This is a genomic window from Caulobacter sp. SRI_014 (assembly GCF_057586315.1).
Map to the genome: position 1 here is coordinate 90,455 of NZ_JBYCZQ010000014.1, position 17,435 is coordinate 107,889.

The following is a 17,435-nucleotide window of genomic DNA, read 5'->3' on the forward strand; positions in this document are numbered from 1 at the left end:
CTGGCGGGGACCATCGCGGGATTTGTTTGGCCGTGCAAGCGCCGGGTCAGTGACCCCGCACCAGCTCCTTCATCGCCTTGTCGAGGCCTTCGATGGTCAGCGGGAACATGCGGTCGCCGACCAGCTGTTTCATCACTCCGATCGACTGGGTGTAGTCCCAGTGGCGCTCCGGCGTCGGGTTGAGCCAGATGCAGCTGTGATAGATCTGGGTGACCCGGTCCATCCAGATGGCGCCCGGTTCCTCGTTCCAGTGTTCGACGCTGCCGCCCGGATAGGTGATCTCGTAGGGGCTCATGGTGGCGTCGCCGACGAAGATGACCTTGTAGTCGCTCGGGAATTTGTGGAGCACGTCCCAGGTGTTGGTCTTTTCGGTCGAGCGGCGGCGGTTGTCCTTCCACACGCTCTCGTAAAGGCAGTTGTGGAAGTAGTAGAATTCGAGGTTCTTGAACTCGGTGCGCGCGGCGCTGAACAGTTCCTCGCAGAGCTTGATGTGGCTGTCCATCGAGCCGCCGATGTCGAAGAAGATCAGCACCTTGATCTTGTTGCGGCGCTCGGGCCGCATGACGATGTCGAGGTAGCCCTTGCGGCTGGTGCCCTTGATCGTGCCGTCGAGATCGAGCTCGTCCGGGGCGCCCTCGCGGGCGAATTTGCGCAGGCGGCGCAGGGCGATCTTGATGTTGCGGGTGCCGAGTTCGACAGAGTCGTCGAGGTTCTTGTACTCGCGCTTGTCCCAGACCTTCACGGCGCGGCCATGGCGGCCCTTGTCCTGGCCGATACGGACGCCTTCGGGGTTGTAGCCGTTGGCGCCGAAGGGGCTGGTGCCGCCGGTGCCGATCATCTTGTTGCCGCCCTCGTGGCGCTTCTTCTGTTCCTCGAGGCGCTCCTGCAGGGTCTTCATCAGCTCCTCGAAGCCGCCCATGGCCTCGATGGCGGCCTTCTCCTCGTCGGTCAGGAACTTCTCGGTCAGGGCTTTCAGCCATTCGGCCGGGATTTCGGAGGTGGCGCCGTCGCCGACCATCTCCAGGCCCTTGAAGACGTGGCTGAAGACACGGTCGAACTTGTCGAGGTTCTTCTCGTCCTTCACCAGGGCGGCGCGCGACAGGAAGTAGAACTCCTCGACGGACCGGTCGATGACCGATTTGTCGAGCGCCTCCATGAGCACCAGGTACTCCTTGAGCGTCACCGGCACCTTGGCCTGGCGCAGCTCCGAGAAGAAGGTCATGAACATGGGCGGTGTCCGAACAGTCGTTTGAAGTTGCAGGATGCGGGCTTGCGGGCCTCATGTCCAGCGTAACGCAAGGTCGCGATGACACCCCCTTTGAGAGGGTGCGGCGGGCCCGTCCGCGCGGCAGGCTGCTGCGATCTAAGGGAGCCAAGCCAATGCATCGATTTGCCGCCGCCTCTATCCTGGCCCTGGCGCTGGGCCTTCCCGCCGCAGCCGCCGCTGCAACGGTTGATCTGGGGAATGGCCGTTCGATTGTCGCCCCGGATAGTTTTGCCGGTTGTACGGCCCACCCGGTACAGAATGGCGCCAATGGCTCGAGCAGCCACGTCTTCGATTGCACCCTGACGATCAACGGCAAGCCGGCCAAGCTGCAACTGGCCTACAGCATCTTGCAGCCCAACAACACCACGCCACAGAAGTTCATCGAGACGGTGATGACCCGCATGGAACGGTCGGCGATGATCGGCGATCCCTCGATGGGTATTCAGCGCAAGATCCTGAAAACGGCGGGCAAGGCGGGGACCTTCCTGTGCTGGTCTTATGACGATGTGCCCAGCCTGAGCGGCGGGGCGATCTGTGCTCTGGATGAGCCGAGCGTCCGGTTCTCGATCTTTGTTTCCAGCTCGGATGCCTACACGGCCATGAGGGGGATCGAACAGGCCGTTGCTCTGACCTCCCTGCGCTGAGCGTTGCCAGAACGGCCGACTGGGGGTAGGGCCACGCCAACCTGACGGAGGCTCCATGAGCGAAGCGACCATCATCGACGGCAAGGCTTTCGGCGCCGGGGTGCGCGAGCGGGTGGCGGTCGAGGTGGCGGCGCTGAAAGCCTCGCACGGGCTGACGCCGGGATTGGCGGTGGTGCTGGTTGGCGAGGATCCGGCCAGTCAGGTCTATGTGCGCAACAAGGGCGAGCAGACGACGGCCGCCGGGATGTACTCGGAGACGCATCGGCTCAGCGCCGATGTGACCGAGGCCGAGCTGTTCGGACTGATCGACCAGTTGAACAGTGATCCGAAGATCCACGGCATCCTGGTGCAGTTTCCTGTGCCGCCGCACCTCAGCCAGGACCGGATCGTGGCGCGGATTTCGCCGGACAAGGATGTCGACGGGCTGACCGTGACCAACGCCGGGCGGCTGGCCAGCGGCCTGCCGGCCCTGACATCCTGTACGCCGGTCGGCTGCATGATGCTGCTCAAGGACGCGTTGGGCGACCTTAAGGGCAAGCGGGCGGTGGTCATCGGGCGGTCGAACCTGATGGGCAAACCGATGGCCCAGCTGCTGCTGGCGGCCGACTGCACGGTGACGATCGCTCATAGCCGGACAGTCGATCTGGCCGGGGTGTGCCGTGAGGCGGACATCCTGGTGGCGGCGGTCGGGCGGACCGAGATGGTGCGGGGCGACTGGATCAAGCCGGGAGCGGCGGTCATCGATGTCGGTATCAACAGACTCCCCTCGAAGGATCCGGAGAAGGCGGCGCAGGGCAAGACCCGGCTGGTCGGCGACGTGGCGTTCGAGGAGGCCAAGGCGGTGGCCGGCTGGATCACGCCGGTGCCGGGCGGGGTGGGGCCGATGACCATCGCCTGCCTGCTGCAGAACACTCTGACGGCGGCCAAGCGGCTGCACGGGATCGCCTGACCGCTATCGAAGCGGCGGACCATTATACCGAGCCGCCCCGATGCCTACAAAATGCGGGCGCTGGGGGCCAAGAGCGCGACCGAGCGCAAAAGCCCAGCAGGTGTTGGCTTTGGCGTTGTTTCGGCGTCCGGGAATGTAGGCGCCGGCGTAGGCCCGACGTTGACATCGGCGCTGTGATTGTTGGTGGCTTGGGCTCAACACAGCGCTACGCGGGCGGGCGGACCGGGACTTGTGGCCGAAAATGCCGCTGAACTGAGATGAATATGTCTAGAAATATTCCTTAAGCAGTTGAATTAACGTCATTATTCTCTGCTTCTGCCTGGGCCGCGCCGTCCGATTTGGACCAGTGGCCCACCGAGGCTTGCCAAAATAGGTGACGCTGGTGTCACCTTCGCTCAAGAGCGGACTCACGCGCTCAACAGGGGACGGCATGATCAGACTTCTAGCAGTCGCGGTAGCGGGCCTTGCGCTTTGCGCCTGTTCGCCTCAGGCCAAGCCAATCACCCAGGAAGAGTCGGCGGCGTTGATGCCATCGGACGCGCGACTGGCGGGACTGTACGAGACCTCCTGCAAGACCTGCCACACGATCAAGGCGTCGGGCGCGCCGTTGTCCGGGGATGTCGCCGCCTGGGCGCTGCGGATGAAGCAGGGGATGCCGACGCTGGTGGCGCATACGGTGCAGGGCTTCAAGGCGATGCCGGCCGGCGGTCAGTGCGCGGGCTGTACGGCGGAAGACTATGAGGCGCTGATCCACTTCATGTCGGGAGCCAAATGATGGTCACGCGGCGCAAGGCGATTGTTCTGGGCGCGGCCGGGGTCGGTGGCGCGGTGCTGGCGACCGGCGGGGCGGCGGTGATCGCCAACCGGGACAAGCCGGAGCCGCCGTCGCCCGATGCGGTGAACCCGCAGGGGCGGATGCTGTGGCGCAACTGGTCCGGCATCCAGAACGCCTATCCCGAGCAGCGGCTGGCGCCGAAGGACGAGGGGGAACTGGCGGCGGGGCTGAAGACCGCTCCGGGGCCGATCCGGGCGGTCGGGGCGGGGCACAGCTTTACCGCCCTGGCGGCGACCAACGGAACACTGGTGTCGCTGGACGCCATCGCCGGCGTGGTCGGCTGGGAGGGCGACACGGCGGTCGTGAAAGCGGGCACACGGCTGGGCGCCCTGGGGCCGGCGTTGGCCGCCAAGGGCCGGGCGATGGCCAACCTGCCGGACATCAACAAGCAGTCGGTGGCCGGGGCCATCTCGACGGCGACGCATGGCACTGGGATCAGCCTGCCGGCCATCCACGGCGACGTGACGGCGATGACCCTGGTTACCGCCGACGGCGAGATGATGGAATGCGATGCAGCCCGGCGCCCGGAGGTCTTCAACGCCGCCCGGGTGTCGCTCGGGGCGCTGGGGATCATTACACAGGTCAAGCTGCGGACCACGGCCAACCGCCGGCTGCGGCGCCGGGTTTGGATCGAGCCGTTCGAGGAAACCCTCGCCAAGGCCGAAGAGCGCTGGAAGACGCACCGCAACTTCGAATTCTACGCCATCCCCTTCACCGGCCTGGCCGCCAACATCACCCATGAAGAAACGGACGAGGCCGCCGTCGCCCCGCCGCCGAGCCAGGACGACGCCTTCCTCGAGGCGCTGAAGATGCTGCGCAACACCTTCGGCTGGTCGAGCGGGGTGCGGAAGAGCGTGGCCGGCATGCTGTTGGGCGGGACAGAACCGGAGACAGCGGTCGACGAGGGCTGGAAGCTGCTCTCGACCGAACGGCCGGTCCGCTTCAACGAGATGGAATACCACCTGCCGCCGGAGACCCAGCTGGCGGCGCTGAAGGAGGTTCAGGCGGTCATCGAGAAGGAGCGCAAGGACGTCTTCTTCCCCATCGAGGTGCGAAGGATCGCGGCCGACGACGCCTGGCTGTCGCCCTTTGCTGGAGGCCCGCGCGGCTCGGTCGCCGTCCATGCCTGGTACAAGGACGACTACGCCTTCTTCTTCGACCTGATCGAGCCGATCTTCCAGCGGGCCGGTGGGCGGCCACACTGGGGCAAGCTGCACAGCCTCAAGGGCCAGCGGCTCAGCGGCCTGTATCCGCACTGGAAGGATTTTCTGGAGGTGCGGCGCGAGCTCGATCCGAAGGGCCGGATGCTCAACCCCTATCTGACCGGCCTGTTCGACCTGGCCTAGAATGGGGTGTGGGCGCCCATTTTGAGCGCACTTCGCGTTGTTCTTCCCCGTGCCGGTTCCTAGCCTGCCGCGCACCGTTCGCGCGCCCGGGAGGGGACAATGGGATCCTTCAAGTCGTTGAGCCTCGTTGGCCTGTTGGTCGGCCTGCTGGCCGTGGGACTGTCGCCGGCCCGGGCCGATGTCGAGACCATGATGGGTCTGGGCGTCGACCTGCCCGGCGGCGACTATCACAACTACGCCCTTCAGACGCCTGATCCGGGCTTCTGCCGCCTGGCCTGCGACCAGGCCCCGCAATGCCAGGCCTGGACCTTTGTCAAACCGGGCGTCCAGGGGCCCTACGCCGTCTGCTGGCTCAAGAGCCAGGTGGCGGCCGGGGTGCAGAACCAGAACGCGATCTCGGGCACGAAGAACAGCGGTGGCGGGCCCTACCCGGGCGGGGCCCAGGTCGAGGGCGACATGCTGCTTGGAGTCAATCTGGGGGGCGGCGACATCGCCTCCTTCGCCCTGGCCTCGGGTAATCCGGCGCTGTGCAAGCAGGCCTGCCTGGCGCGGGGCGACTGTCAGTCCTGGACCTTCGTCAAGCCGGGCGGCCAGGGGCCGCAGGCCATGTGCTGGCTGAAGGGCAGCATCCCCGGGTCCAGCTTCCACAACGGCGTCATCTCCGGGACCCGGCAAGGCGCCGGCGGCGGCGCGGGTGGTGGAGGCGGCGGCGGGGGCGCGGGCGGCGGCGGCCCGGGTTCCGGCGCCTGGGGCGTCTGGGCCTACCGGGCCTACGGATCAAACTGGGGCGACGCCTGCTCGATCCAGTATGTCGCCTCGCCGATCGGCAACGCCCGTTATGCCGGCAATCCGTCGATGTATGTGCTGGTCCGCACGCGGGAAAACCAGCGGGACGCCGACCTCGACATCCACGAGTTCAGCCTGTTCCACAAGAACCAGCCCGACGGCGTGGTGAAGATGATCCCCTGTCCGACCGGGACCAACGGTGGCGGCGGAGGGGGCGGCGGCGGAGCTGGCGGTGGCGGCGGTGGCCAGGGCGGCGACTATTCCGCCTGGATGACCGGGACGTTCGACACCGGCGGCGGCGTCATGACCCTGACCCCGGCCGGCGGCAGCTATCCCTACGCCAACGGGACCATGAGAACGACCAAGATCACCGGCAACGTCATGGAAGGCATCTGGACCCAGACCAGCTCCGGCGGTCAGTGCCCGGACGGCTCGCACCGTGGCCGCTATCGGCTGGAGTTTACCGAAAGCGGCTTCAGCGGCGTGTTCGGCTACTGCGAGGAAGAACCGCACCGCAGGGGCGGCTTCCAGGGCACGCGGCGAAGGTAGCGGGGAGGGCGGTGGGCGCTGGCGCCTGCCGCCCTTTTCACCGTCATCCCAAGACTTGTTCTTGGGATCCACGGTTCCGCTGCAGCTAACGTTGATCGTGGAGGCGCGGCCGCGCCTCCAAAGCGCTGATTGTCGACACATCGACCGTGGGCCCCAAGAACAAGTCTTGGGGTGACGGTGTGTGGGATAGGCGTCGTGGCCCTACGCTGACCTCAGCGCGGCCCGCCCGTCGCCACGATCCAGCTGTTGAGTTCGGTCAGGTTCTTCGTCAGGGCGCTGTTGAACGCCGGGACGATGGCGCCGACGCGGTTCTCGCCGGCCTGGACCTCGGTCTTGATGACCGTCTCGAAGGTGTCGCCATCGCGGACATTTCGGGTCAGGGCGACCTTGATCTCGATGACGATGATCGGAGCGCCCTCGGGCCCGTTGCGGTAGTCGGCCTCGAACCGCTGGACGTCGAGCCGCATCAGCCAGTCGCTCTTGCCGACCTCGCCGCGACCGATCAGGCGGGCGGGACCGGCCTGGAAGGCGCGGACCAGTTCCTCCTCGAAGATCTGCTGGGCCGGCGCCGCCCAGCGGGCGCTGTCGATGTACTGGATCTGACCATTGGTGACCGCGATGATGCCGTCGCTGGCGGCGGCGCGGTCGAAGGCGATCGGACCCCGGGTGACGGTGAAGGTCTTGGCGGCGACCTCCGACGGGGCGGTGATCTCGAACCGGTAAAGCTTGGCCGGTTCGGCCTCGGGGAACAGGGTGATGCAGCCCGACAGGGCCACGGCGGTGGCCGCGACGGCTGCGGCACGGAACAGGTTGGTCCTCACGGCTTCACCTTCTTCTTCTCGGCGGGCGGCTTGCCGACCAGGTTCTGCGGGCTCTTTTCGGCTTCCGTCACCAACCGGTCGAGAGACTCGGCGGCCCCCTGCAGGGTGGTGATGGCGTTGGTCAGCTGGGGCAGGCCCTCGGTGGCGAAGTCGTTCACCGGTCCGTCCAGCTTGGTCAGGATGGCCGAGACATCGGCGGCGGCCTTGTCGACCTTGAGGGCGGCCTCGTCGATGTTGGCCATGGTCTTCTTGGCGTCACCGTTGATGAAGGTCTGACCGTCCTTGGCGAGCGCCGTATAGGCCTTGGCGGTTTCCTCGAAGGTGGCCAGGGCGCGGCGGGCGTCGGCGATGATTTCCTTCTGCTCGCGGGCCTCGGCGGTGACCGCCTGCAGGTCGTCGAGGGCGGCGCCGAAGGTCTTGATGTTCTCGTCGCCAAGCACGCGGTTGATACGGTCCAGCGCCTCGATGGTTCGGGTCAGCACTGTGCCGCCACCGGCCAACAGGTCGGAGAGGGCGCTGCGCTGGGTCCTGATGACCGGGATCTCGCCGGCCGGGACCGTGTCCTTCAACAGGCGTTTGGCCGGGTCGCCGGCGGTGATCTGGACGTAGTTGATGCCGGTGATGCCCTGCGGCTCCAGGGTGGCGTAGCTGTCCTCGCGGATCGGCACGTCGCTGGTCACCTTGACCCGGGCGATGACGCGGTTGGGGTCACGGGCGTCGAGCTTGATCGAGGACACGTCCCCGACCTTGATGCCGTTGAAATGCACCTCGCCGCCCTCGGTCAGGCCGCGCACGGGGCCGACGAACAGCACATCGTATTCGTCGTAGTTCTTGTTGAACCCGAGGCGGGCCAGCCAGAAGACGAAGACGATGGCGGCGATGAACAGCAGCAGCGTTGCCGCCCCCACCAGCGCATAGTTGGCGTTTCTTTCCATCAGACCCTCGTGCCCCCCCTGCCGATGGCCGACTGAGCGGCGCGTCCGCGTGGACCCAGGAAGTATTCCCTAATCCAGGGGTGATCGGAATGCTCAAGTGTATGGACAGGTTCAACCGCCACGACCTTTTTATCGGCCAGCACGGCGACGCGGTCGGTGATTGTGTAGAGACTGTCCAGGTCGTGGGTGATCATGAACACCGTCAGCGACAGGCTGCGGCTGAGGTCCAGGATCAGTTCGTCGAAGGCGGCGGCGCCGATCGGATCGAGGCCGGCGGTCGGCTCATCGAGGAACAGCAGCTCCGGGTCGAAGGCCAGGGCGCGGGCCAGGCCGGCCCGCTTGCGCATGCCGCCAGAGAGTTCGGAGGGCTTCAGGGCGCCGGCCCGGGGCGGCAGGCCGACGAGGGCGATCTTCAGTTCGGCCAAGTCGTCGATCTCGCGGCGGGACAGGTCGGTGTGCTCGTGCAGCGGGGCGGCGACGTTTTCCTTGACCGTCAGGGAGCTGAACAGGGCGCCGGCCTGGAACAGGACGCCCCAACGGCGCTCGATGGCCGACCATTTGCGGCGGCTGGCGTGCTGAATGTCCTGGCCGAAGATGCGGACGACGCCGGCGTCCGGTTCCTTCAGCCCGATGATGGTGTTGAGCAGCACCGACTTGCCGGTGCCCGAGCCGCCGACGACGCCCAGGACCTCGCCCTTCTTGACCACGAGGTCGAGATTGTCGTGGACGACGTTGTCGCCGAACGCCGAGCGCAGGCCACGCACCTCGATGGGCGGGGCGGCGGCGTCGAGGCCGTCCTCGGCCAGGGAAGCAGTGTGCGCCAGATCGGACTGATCGGTCATATGTTCAGCTCCATGTAGAGGAGCGCGAACAGGGCATCGAGCAGGATGATGGCGAAGATGGCCTGGACCACGGCGGAGGTGACCCGGCGTCCGAGGCTCTCGACATCGCCTTCGACCTCCATGCCCTGGCGACAGCCGATGCCGGCGATGACGATGGCCATGACCGGAGCCTTGGAGATGCCGACCCAGAAGTTGGTGGCCCCCACGTTGTCGGCGATCCGCTGCCAGAAGAAGGTCGGCGACAGGTCGAGCATCGAGGTGGTCACCGCCAGCCCGCCCACCAGGCCCGCCAGGTCCGCGACGAAGGTCAGCAGCGGCATGGTGACCAGCAGGGCGAGGAAACGCGGTAGAACGAGGGCGTCGAACGGATCGACCCCCATCACCCGCATGGCGTCGATCTCCTGGTTCATCTTCATCGAGCCGATCTCGGCGGCGAAGGACGAGGCCGAGCGGCCGGCCAGCAGCACGGCGGTGATGACGATACCGAACTCGCGCAGCACCGAGATGCCGGTCGCCTCGACCACCAGCACCTCGGCGGCGAAGGCCCGCAGGGTGTTGATGCCGAGCAGGGCGACAACGGCCCCGATGAAGAAGGTGGTGGTGGCCACGATCGGGATGGCGTCGAGGCCGGCCCGCTCGCACAGCGAGATGAAGGGCGCGCCGCGGAACTTGCGGGGATTGGTCACCGCCCGGCCGATAGAGGTCATCAGGTGGCCGAGGAAGATCAGCGTCTCGTAGAGATCGAGGCCGACATTGACGACGCCCCGGCCGATGCGGACCAGCAGGTCGTAGAAGCCGCGGTGCTGGCGCGGAGGCGTCGGTTCGGCCTGCACCGCCTCGCCGACCAGATGGAGCAGGCGTTCGGTTTCGGGCCGGGCCATCAGCACACCGGCGGTGTCGCGGCCGTCGGCGGCGCGGATGATGGCGTAGGCGCCGGCCGTGTCGCAGCGGCCGATACCCGTCATGTCGAGGCTGACGGCCTTGGAATGCAGCAGGTTTTCGGCCAGGCGCAGACCGGCGTCTTCAAGCGTCTCGGCCGTCCAGTCCCCGGTGAGGACGGCGGTCGAACCATGCTGGCCCTGCTGCAGAGAAAATTCGGCGGGGTTGGGCATGGACGGCTTAGCGGCTTTCCTTGTCGCGAACGGAAACTGCCACGCGCCGGGCCTGTCGCAAAGGCTTTCGCGTCAAAGGCCCTGCACGGAATGCGCACTTGCTCGCGGTTGAGGTCCGGGCGAGGCTCGCCGGCCACAGGGGGAAGCACGATATGAGCATGGATACCGAGCACAACGCCGGGGCCGGGCGCCGGTTGCTGCTGATCCGACTGGGCGTCGGCCTGATCGTCGGCCTGGTGCTGTTCGGGCTGTCGGAGGCCGTCGAGCAGAAGGCGTGGCCGTCGACCGACCGGCCTATCTTCATGGCCCTGTTGATCGCCGCGCTGTCGACGGGGGCGGTGTTGCTGAGCGGACTGGGATCGCTCAAGCGAAGCACCCTGATCGTCTGGGCGCTGGCCGCCGCCGTGACCACCGCCGGCATCGGCTGGGTGGAGGGCTATCGTGGGCTGAAGGGCTTCGAGAGCATTCCCTCGCCCCTGGTCATGGCGGCCGTGCTGGTCGGGCTGTTCGTGGCCCACAGCCTGATCGTGGCGGCGGCGCGGGATCGCGGCCGTATCGCAACCTATCCGACCTATTTCGACGTCTCCTGGAAGCACGGAGTGCAGCTGGCCCTGGCCCTGGCCTTCACCGGCATCTTCTGGGGCGTCCTGGCGCTGGGCGCGGCCCTGTTCGACGTCATCGGGGTGAAGCTTGTCAGCGAGGTCATCGGCGAGCGCTGGTTCTCGATTCCGGCCAGCGCCCTGGCGTTCGCCGCGGCCGTGCACCTTACCGACGTGCGGGTCGGGCTGATCCAGGGCGTGCGGACGGTGGCCCTGACCCTGCTCGGCTGGTTGCTGCCGCTGCTCGCCGGCCTGGCGCTGGCTTTCCTGCTGGCGCTGCCGTTCACGGGGCTGAAGCCGCTGTGGAACACCGGCAACGCCTCAGCCATCCTGATCGGCGCCGGGGCGGGGCTGATCCTGCTGATCAACGCCGCCTATCACGACGGCGGGCGAGAGAAACCGCTGCCGGCCGTCCTGCGCTGGGCCATGCGGCTGGCCGGGCTGCTGCTGGTTCCCCTCACCGTGTTGGCGGCCCAGGCCCTGATGTTGCGGATCGGCCAGTACGGCCTGACCATCGAGCGGATTATCGGCGTCGCCTTCGTCGTCATCGGCGCCTGCTACGCCCTGGGATACGCCCTGGCCGCCGTCCTGCCCGGACCTGCCATGCGCCGGCTGGAGCCGACCAATGTGGCGACCAGCTTCGTGGGCCTCGCCGTGCTGCTGGCGCTTCTGACGCCGCTGGCAGATCCGGTGCGTCTGTCGGTGGACAGCCAGGTGGCGCGGCTCAAGTCGGGCAAGGTCAAGCCGGCGGACTTCGACTTCGAATACCTGAAGTTCTCGGCTGGCCGGTTCGGCGAGGAGGCGTTGGCCAGGCTGGCGGGGGACAAGGGCGAGATCGGCGAACTGGCCGTCGCGGCCCAGAAGCAGAAGAACCGCGTCTGGGAGCCGGCGGGCGGCAGGCAGGCGGCGACCGACGTCAAGGTCTATCCGGCCGGCAAGACCCTGCCCGAAACCTTCACGGCGCAGTGGGATCAGGTGGCGGGCTCCCTGTGCCCCAAGGCGGGTGAGGCCTGCGAGGCCTTCCTGCTCGACCTGAACAGCGACGGCCGCGAGGACCTGTTGCTGGGCGAGGGCTCGATCCTGGTGCTGTATGAACAGGACGCCAAGGGAGTCTGGGCCAGGCGGGGCTACATCGAAATCGGCCTCGGCTGCGCCAAGACCGACCAAAGGATCGCGCTGCGGGCCGGCCAGGCTCTGGTCAAGCCGAACCGCTGGAATGAGATCGAGGTGGACGGCGCGCGCCTGACCGTTGAGCCCGATGACGACAGCTGTCCGGGCTCAGTCCTCTCCGTGCCCGCCCCAGCGCCCGTCAAGGAGGGCGGGCAGGCTGGCGGGAAGGCCAAGTAGCGGGCCGGACGAGAGCAGCAGCACCACCTCCTCGCCGGTGAGCTCGGCGAGCGCCGCCTCGCATTCGCTGGGCGTCGTCGCGCCCACCGCCGGAACGCCGGCGGCGTTGATGCGGGCCAGGATCTGGCCGTGGGTCAGCTGGTCGTGGGTGGCCGCGCCGTGGGTCGGGGGCGGGATGACGATAACCCGGGCCACGTCGTCGAAGACGGTGTCGTACCAGGTCAGACCCTCGGCGTTGCGCCAGCTGAAGGTGTGGGGCTCGAAGATTACCACCAGCGGCCGGCCGGGGTAGTGCAGCAGCATGGCCTCGATGGCCGAGCGGGCCTTTTCGTAGGACGAGCCGAAGCCTTCGATGACCGGGACGCTTGAAACCGTGGTCAGCCGGTCGAGGCGACGGCGGATGCCCTGGAAGCTGGCGACGGCGGACTGAAGTTCGGCTTCGGTGACCAGGTTCCGGGTGAGCAGGAAGGCGGCGACGCCGACCACATTTTCGATGTTGTGGGCCCCGAGCAGCTGGGTCTCGAGCGCCAGTTTCCGGCCGTCCGGCGAGACCAGGCTGAAGGCCGAAACCTCGCCAAAGGTGACGTCCTGGCAGTACCAGCCTTCGCCCGGCGCCGTGCCGTACCAGACCGGAGCGGCGGCGCTGTCGCCGACGATGGCCCGCAGGGAGGGGCTGTCACGCAGCACCAGGGTGGCGTCGGGACTGAGGCGGGCGAGCAGGTCGCGGAACGGCTTTTCGTACTCGGGGTAGGTCGGGAAGACGTTGAGGTGGTCGTGCACCAGCGAGGTCAGCAGCAGGTGGTCGACGTCGTAGAGCATGAACTTCGAGCGTCGGTCGGTCTGGCTGACGATGTACTCGTCGCCCTCCAGCACCATCGGGCCTGAGCCCCAGGCCCCGGTCGGGCCGCCGCCGGCCGGGATGGCGCCGATCATGTAGCCCGGATCCTTGCCGGCCTCGCGCAGGATGTGGGCGAGCAGGGCGGTGCAGCTGGACTTGCCGAAACTGCCGGCGACGATGGTGACGTCGCGATCCCTGGTCTGTTCGGCGACCAGCTGGGGAAAGCCGGTCATTTCGATTTCGCGACGGCGGGTCTCGGTGAACTCCGGGTTGGCCTCGCCCGCCAGCTTGGCGCTGCCGCCGAGCACAACGAGGTCGATCTCCGGTCCGATGTTTTCGGCCGCCAGGGTCCGCTTGAACGGGATCCCCATGGTCTCGAGATAGGTGCTGATCGGGGGGAAGGCTTCCTCGTCCGAGCCACCGATGACGTGGCCGGCGTCGCGCATCATCAGGGCGGCGGCGCTCATGCCGGCGCCGGCGATGCCGATGAAGTGGATGTGGCGGGGTTTGGAGGCGTCGGCCGTCATCCTGCCGGATGTCGGCCGGGCCGGGGCCGATGTCAAACCCAAGATGGCCCGCTCAGTCGGCGAGGGTGGCGATCAGGGCGGCCCGGTCGCCGGCGAACAGGCGGTCGGCCAGGCTCTGGATCTGGTCCTGCACATAGGCCGCGCGGCTGAGTTGCGGATGGTAGAGTTGGCGGCCGTCCTGGCGGACCGAGGCGACGGCGCCCTTCTGGATCAGCCGGTGAAGCAGGGTCTTGATCGTGGCGTCGCCCCACGGCTGGACCTGCTTCACCGCCTCGATCAGGGCGGCGAAGGACATCGGTCCCCGCCGCCACAACGCTGCCAGCACCTCGCTCTCGGCGTCGGTAATGCGCATCAGCGGCTCAGCACCGTGCGGTCCACCTGGGCCTCGACGGCCCAGTGACAGATCACCGCCACCACGCCGCAGATCAGGCCGAGCAGCACCAGCAGGGCGCATTCGGCCAGGCCCGGGGCGACCACGTGGAAGGGCTGCGGCCCTCGCGACAGGCCCATGAAGATCATCAGCCCGTTGTAGGCCGCGCCCAGCAGGCCCAGCAGCGGCCCGCCCAGCCGCAGCGCCGACAGGAAGGCCGAGCCGCCGGTCAGGTTCGGCCCGGCGGCCAGCTTGCGCACGCACACAGCGACGGCGGCCAGTGTGAGGACGACGAGGAGCAACATCACGAGCTTCATCGCTGGCGCGGCGTCGAGGAAGACCAGGGTCGGGTTCAGGGTGGCGGCCTGGGCAGAGGCCGGGGCGAGGGCCAGCAGCAGGGCGGCCGAGATCAGGGAAAGGGCGGGGGTCTTCATCGATCAGCTCCGTGTCTACGTTTGTAGACTTACAAGATTACGACTGTAGACATCTGTCAAGCGTAAATTCAGATGGGCGGTTGACCGCTCCCACCCTCCCATTTCACATCGGCCCATGTCTTCGGTGATCGATCCTCGCCTTCTGACCCAGTCCGGCGCCCAGGCCCTTGGCCGCGGCGACTTCGCCGGCGCGCGGGCGCTGTTCGAGCAGATCGTCGCCACGGGCCGAGCCGACGGGCCGGTGTTCCTGGGTCTGGCCGTGGCCGCGCGGGGGCAGGGGGACAGCGGCGCTATGCTGGCGGCGCTGGACCGGTTGCTGGCCATCGATCCGCGTCACCTGCGCGGCCTGATGATGAAGGCCGACCATTTCGCCGCCACCGGCGACGCGCGGGCCGCCGCGGCCTTCTGCCGTCAGGCCCTGAAGGTCTCGCCGCCGGCGGACCGTCTGCCCCCGGAGCTGGCGTCCGAGCTGCGCCGCGCCCAGGCGATGAGCGATGGCTATGCCGCCGACTACGAACGCCACCTGCTGGAGGCGGTCGGACCGGCCGCCGAGGGCGTGAGCGGCGAGCGGTTCCGGGAATCGCTGGATCTGATGCTGGGGCGCAAGCGGGTCTATCTTCAGGAGCCCCGCCACTACTATTTTCCCGGCCTGCCGCAGATCCAGTTCTATGGCCGCGAGCCCTTTCCCTGGCTGGCGGACCTGGAAGCCGCCGCCCCGGCGATCCGAACCGAACTCGACACCCTGCTGGCGGACGGCGCCGCCTTCGCCCCCTATGTGAAGAGCCAGTCGGACCGGCCCTTCGACGATGGCCACGGCATGCGCGACAACGCCGACTGGAGCGCCCTCTACCTGTGGCGCGACGGGGCGCCGGTCGAGGATGTTGTCGCCCGCTGCCCGTCGACCATGGCGGCGATGGCGCGGCTGCCCTTGTGCGGCATCGCCGGCCGCACGCCCTCGATCCTGTTCTCGCGGCTGGCTCCGGGGGCGAAAATCCCGCCGCACAATGGCTTCATCAACACCCGGCTGATCGGGCATCTGCCGCTGATCGTGCCGGGCCAATGCGGCTTCCGGGTCGGCAACGAGGTGCGCGAGTGGCGTGAGGGCGAGGCCTGGCTGTTTGACGACACCATCGAGCACGAAGCCTGGAACGACAGCGGCAAGGATCGCATCATCCTGATCTTCGACGTCTGGCGGCCGGAACTCAGCCAGGCCGAGCGGGATATGGTCGCTGGCTTGTTCGCCGCCGTGGACACCTACGGCGGCGGCCCGGCGGGCCCCCAGAGCGTTGGATGGGGCGTCTGACATGACCGATGAAGACCTGATCGCCCAGATCCAGGCGCGGACCTTTGCCGGCCTCGTCTCGGCCACCGACCGGACCTCGGGCCTGACGGCGGACCGTTGGCCGACGCCCTCGGCCTGTTCCATCGCGGCGGTCGGATTTGCCTTCACCTGCTGGGTCGCGGGCGCCTCGCGCGGCTGGCTGACCCGGGAGATCGCCGCCGACATGACGGCGCGGGCCCTGCGCACCCTGGAGACCGCGCCGCAGGGCGACGCCGCACAAGGGGTGTCGGGGACACGGGGCTGGTTCTACCACTTCCTCAACATGGACACCGGCCTGCGGGCCAGCGACTGCGAGCTGTCGACCATCGACACCGCCCTGCTGCTGGCCGGGGCCCTGACGGCGGCCCGCTATTTCGATGGGCCGGTCCCGCTGGAAGTCGAGATCCGGGAGCGGACCGGGCGGCTGATGGCGCGGGTCGACTGGGCCTTTGCGCTTAGGTCATCAGGCCGGTTCGCGCTGGGCTGGAAGCCGGAGAGCGGGTTCATTCCCTATGAGTGGGGCGGCTACAACGAGGCCATGCTGCTCTATGTGCTGGCCCTGGGGGCAGAGAACTCGCCGGTCCCGCCGACGGCCTGGGAGGCCTGGTGCGCCAGCTACCCGCGCAGCTGGACCAACGACCCGGTCCCGCACCTGGCCTTCGGCCCGATGTTCGGCCACCAGTACAGCCATCTGTGGATCGATTTCCGGGGCATCCAGGACCGCTTCATGCGCGAGGCGGGCATCGATTATTTCGAGAACAGCCGCCGCGCCGTCCTGACCCAGCAGGCCTACGCCCGCGACAACCCGGGGCGCTGGAATGGCTATGGCGTCGACGCCTGGGGCCTGACCGCCTGCGACGGGCCGGGCCATTTCACCCGGCTGCGCGGCTTCTCGCTGAAGACTTTCAAGGCCTATTCGGCGCGCGGCGCCTATGACTTCGACGACGGCACCCTGGCCCCGACGGCGGTGGCCGCCTCCCTGCCGTTCGTCCCGGAAGCGGTCACGCCGGCCCTGCGGCGGATGATCGAGGACCATGGCGCGGCCATCTATGGCCCGCACGGATTCCAGGACGCCTTCAACCCCTCGGTCGACCGGGCGCCGCCCGAGTTCGGCGAGGTCAGGCCGATGACCGGCTGGGTCGGCAAGGACATGCTGGGCATCGACCAGGGGCCGATCGTGGCGATGATCGAGAACCAGCGCACGGGCCTGATCTGGCAGCTGATGCGCGAGGAGCCGGTGATCAGACGGGGCCTGGAACGGGCCGGCTTCCAGGGGGGCTGGCTTTAGCCTTTGCCCGCTCGGCGTCGGCCCGGCGCTTGTCGAGGAAATAGCTGGTCCAGCGAAAGACCATCCCGGCGACCGCCGCGAACATTCCCAGCATTAGCCAGTGCTCCAGATCGGCCTCGCTGGCCCCTGGCCAGGCGGCCACGCCGAGCGCCACGATGCTGAAACTGGAGATCAGATAGCCGGCGGTCTTGAGAACGAAGGGGCTCATACCCCTCTCAACGCCGTCCGCCGACGGATGTTTCAGGCGGCCGGACGCAGTGGCCGGCGCAGGTCTGGCTTGAGGCTGCGCAGGCAAGCGCGGAACGGGAACCAGGCGTTGACCTGGACCAGCGAGGCGGTCTCTGCCGGATGGTGGGGGGCGGCGTGTGGCGGGGCGCTGCCGGCGATGGCGTCCGTCTCGGCCTGACGACGGTTCCGGTAGGCGCGGATCTCGATGAGCGTGCGGCGGCCGGGGGCGGCCTCGCGCTCGATCAGCACGCGCGACAGGCCAAACCAATGGCGATGTTCGTCATTGCCGATGACGGGCGTCGGCCCGCTCGGATGCCGGATGACGCAGTACCACTGAAGCACGACAGGTCCCTCTCCAATCCGGAGAGCATTGTTACGTCAACGTCCTCGGCTGGAA

The 17,435-nt window shown here is 67.8% G+C and carries 18 protein-coding genes; 8 read left to right on the forward strand and 10 right to left on the reverse strand.

Annotated elements, in window-relative coordinates; genetic code table 11:
- Positions 1–46 precede the first annotated feature (46 nt).
- Positions 47–1,228: a vWA domain-containing protein gene (locus tag AC2YG9_RS21485; RefSeq protein ID WP_487300043.1), complete on the reverse strand. Its 1,182-nt coding sequence runs from the start codon at positions 1,226–1,228 to the stop codon at positions 47–49.
- Between the two features lie 152 nt (positions 1,229–1,380).
- Here AC2YG9_RS21485 and AC2YG9_RS21490 point away from each other — a divergent pair, with 152 nt between their 5' ends.
- From AC2YG9_RS21490 to AC2YG9_RS21510, 5 genes are all read left to right on the forward strand, one after another.
- Positions 1,381–1,911: a hypothetical protein gene (locus AC2YG9_RS21490; RefSeq protein WP_487300044.1), complete on the forward strand. Its 531-nt coding sequence runs from the start codon at positions 1,381–1,383 to the stop codon at positions 1,909–1,911.
- A 55-nt stretch (positions 1,912–1,966) separates the two neighbouring features.
- A complete protein-coding gene (gene folD / locus AC2YG9_RS21495; RefSeq protein ID WP_487300045.1) occupies positions 1,967–2,860 on the forward strand; it encodes a bifunctional methylenetetrahydrofolate dehydrogenase/methenyltetrahydrofolate cyclohydrolase FolD in 894 nt (297 codons plus the stop codon).
- A 430-nt stretch (positions 2,861–3,290) separates the two neighbouring features.
- The gene (locus tag AC2YG9_RS21500; protein ID WP_487300046.1) at positions 3,291–3,635 is read left to right on the forward strand and encodes a c-type cytochrome; all 345 of its coding nucleotides are present in this window, start codon (positions 3,291–3,293) and stop codon (positions 3,633–3,635) included.
- Positions 3,635–5,041, forward strand: coding sequence for a D-arabinono-1,4-lactone oxidase (locus AC2YG9_RS21505; RefSeq protein ID WP_487300047.1), 1,407 nt, complete (start codon positions 3,635–3,637; stop codon positions 5,039–5,041). Before AC2YG9_RS21500 ends, AC2YG9_RS21505 begins: the two co-directional genes overlap by 1 nt.
- Before the next feature lie 99 nt (positions 5,042–5,140).
- Positions 5,141–6,376, forward strand: a complete 1,236-nt coding sequence (locus tag AC2YG9_RS21510; RefSeq protein WP_487300048.1) for a PAN domain-containing protein — start codon at positions 5,141–5,143, stop codon at positions 6,374–6,376.
- A 212-nt stretch (positions 6,377–6,588) separates the two neighbouring features.
- Here AC2YG9_RS21510 and AC2YG9_RS21515 read toward each other — a convergent pair whose 3' ends face one another.
- From AC2YG9_RS21515 to AC2YG9_RS21530, 4 genes are read right to left on the reverse strand one after another with little or no spacing between them, the layout of a single operon-like run.
- Positions 6,589–7,197: an ABC-type transport auxiliary lipoprotein family protein gene (locus tag AC2YG9_RS21515; protein ID WP_487300049.1), complete on the reverse strand. Its 609-nt coding sequence runs from the start codon at positions 7,195–7,197 to the stop codon at positions 6,589–6,591.
- Positions 7,194–8,132: an MlaD family protein gene (locus AC2YG9_RS21520; RefSeq protein ID WP_487300050.1), complete on the reverse strand. Its 939-nt coding sequence runs from the start codon at positions 8,130–8,132 to the stop codon at positions 7,194–7,196. Before AC2YG9_RS21520 ends, AC2YG9_RS21515 begins: the two co-directional genes overlap by 4 nt.
- On the reverse strand, positions 8,132–8,974 hold the full coding sequence (locus AC2YG9_RS21525; RefSeq protein ID WP_487300051.1) for an ABC transporter ATP-binding protein: 843 nt from the start codon (positions 8,972–8,974) through the stop codon (positions 8,132–8,134). The genes AC2YG9_RS21520 and AC2YG9_RS21525 overlap by 1 nt, the downstream gene beginning before the upstream one ends.
- Entirely contained in the window at positions 8,971–10,086 is a 1,116-nt protein-coding gene (locus AC2YG9_RS21530) for an ABC transporter permease (RefSeq protein ID WP_487300052.1), read from the reverse strand. Before AC2YG9_RS21530 ends, AC2YG9_RS21525 begins: the two co-directional genes overlap by 4 nt.
- Positions 10,087–10,238: 152 nt before the next feature.
- Here AC2YG9_RS21530 and AC2YG9_RS21535 point away from each other — a divergent pair, with 152 nt between their 5' ends.
- Positions 10,239–12,032, forward strand: coding sequence for a DUF4153 domain-containing protein (locus AC2YG9_RS21535; protein WP_487300053.1), 1,794 nt, complete (start codon positions 10,239–10,241; stop codon positions 12,030–12,032).
- Here the strand turns inward: AC2YG9_RS21535 and AC2YG9_RS21540 are convergent.
- The 3 genes from AC2YG9_RS21540 to AC2YG9_RS21550 are packed head-to-tail and all read right to left on the reverse strand — an operon-like array spanning position 11,964 to position 14,201.
- Complete coding sequence (locus AC2YG9_RS21540) at positions 11,964–13,397, reverse strand: Mur ligase family protein (protein ID WP_487300054.1); 1,434 nt, start codon at positions 13,395–13,397, stop codon at positions 11,964–11,966. The genes AC2YG9_RS21535 and AC2YG9_RS21540 overlap by 69 nt on opposite strands.
- Positions 13,398–13,449: 52 nt before the next feature.
- Complete coding sequence (locus AC2YG9_RS21545; protein WP_487300055.1) at positions 13,450–13,749, reverse strand: BlaI/MecI/CopY family transcriptional regulator; 300 nt, start codon at positions 13,747–13,749, stop codon at positions 13,450–13,452.
- Positions 13,749–14,201: a MotA/TolQ/ExbB proton channel family protein gene (locus tag AC2YG9_RS21550; RefSeq protein WP_487300056.1), complete on the reverse strand. Its 453-nt coding sequence runs from the start codon at positions 14,199–14,201 to the stop codon at positions 13,749–13,751. Before AC2YG9_RS21550 ends, AC2YG9_RS21545 begins: the two co-directional genes overlap by 1 nt.
- 115 nt (positions 14,202–14,316) lie before the next feature.
- On the opposite strand from AC2YG9_RS21550, the gene AC2YG9_RS21555 reads away from it, so the two are divergent.
- Positions 14,317–15,504, forward strand: coding sequence for an aspartyl/asparaginyl beta-hydroxylase domain-containing protein (locus tag AC2YG9_RS21555; RefSeq protein WP_487300057.1), 1,188 nt, complete (start codon positions 14,317–14,319; stop codon positions 15,502–15,504).
- Between the two features lies 1 nt (position 15,505).
- Positions 15,506–16,810, forward strand: a complete 1,305-nt coding sequence (locus AC2YG9_RS21560; RefSeq protein ID WP_487300058.1) for a glucoamylase family protein — start codon at positions 15,506–15,508, stop codon at positions 16,808–16,810.
- On the opposite strand, the gene AC2YG9_RS21565 is transcribed toward AC2YG9_RS21560, so the two are convergent.
- Positions 16,764–17,018 (reverse strand): hypothetical protein, encoded by a 255-nt coding sequence (locus AC2YG9_RS21565; protein ID WP_487300059.1) that lies wholly within the window; start codon positions 17,016–17,018, stop codon positions 16,764–16,766. The two genes, AC2YG9_RS21560 and AC2YG9_RS21565, sit on opposite strands and share 47 nt — an antisense overlap.
- A gap of 32 nt (positions 17,019–17,050) precedes the next feature.
- A complete protein-coding gene (locus tag AC2YG9_RS21570) occupies positions 17,051–17,380 on the reverse strand; it encodes a hypothetical protein (protein WP_487300060.1) in 330 nt (109 codons plus the stop codon).
- Between the last annotated feature and the right edge of the window lie 55 nt (positions 17,381–17,435).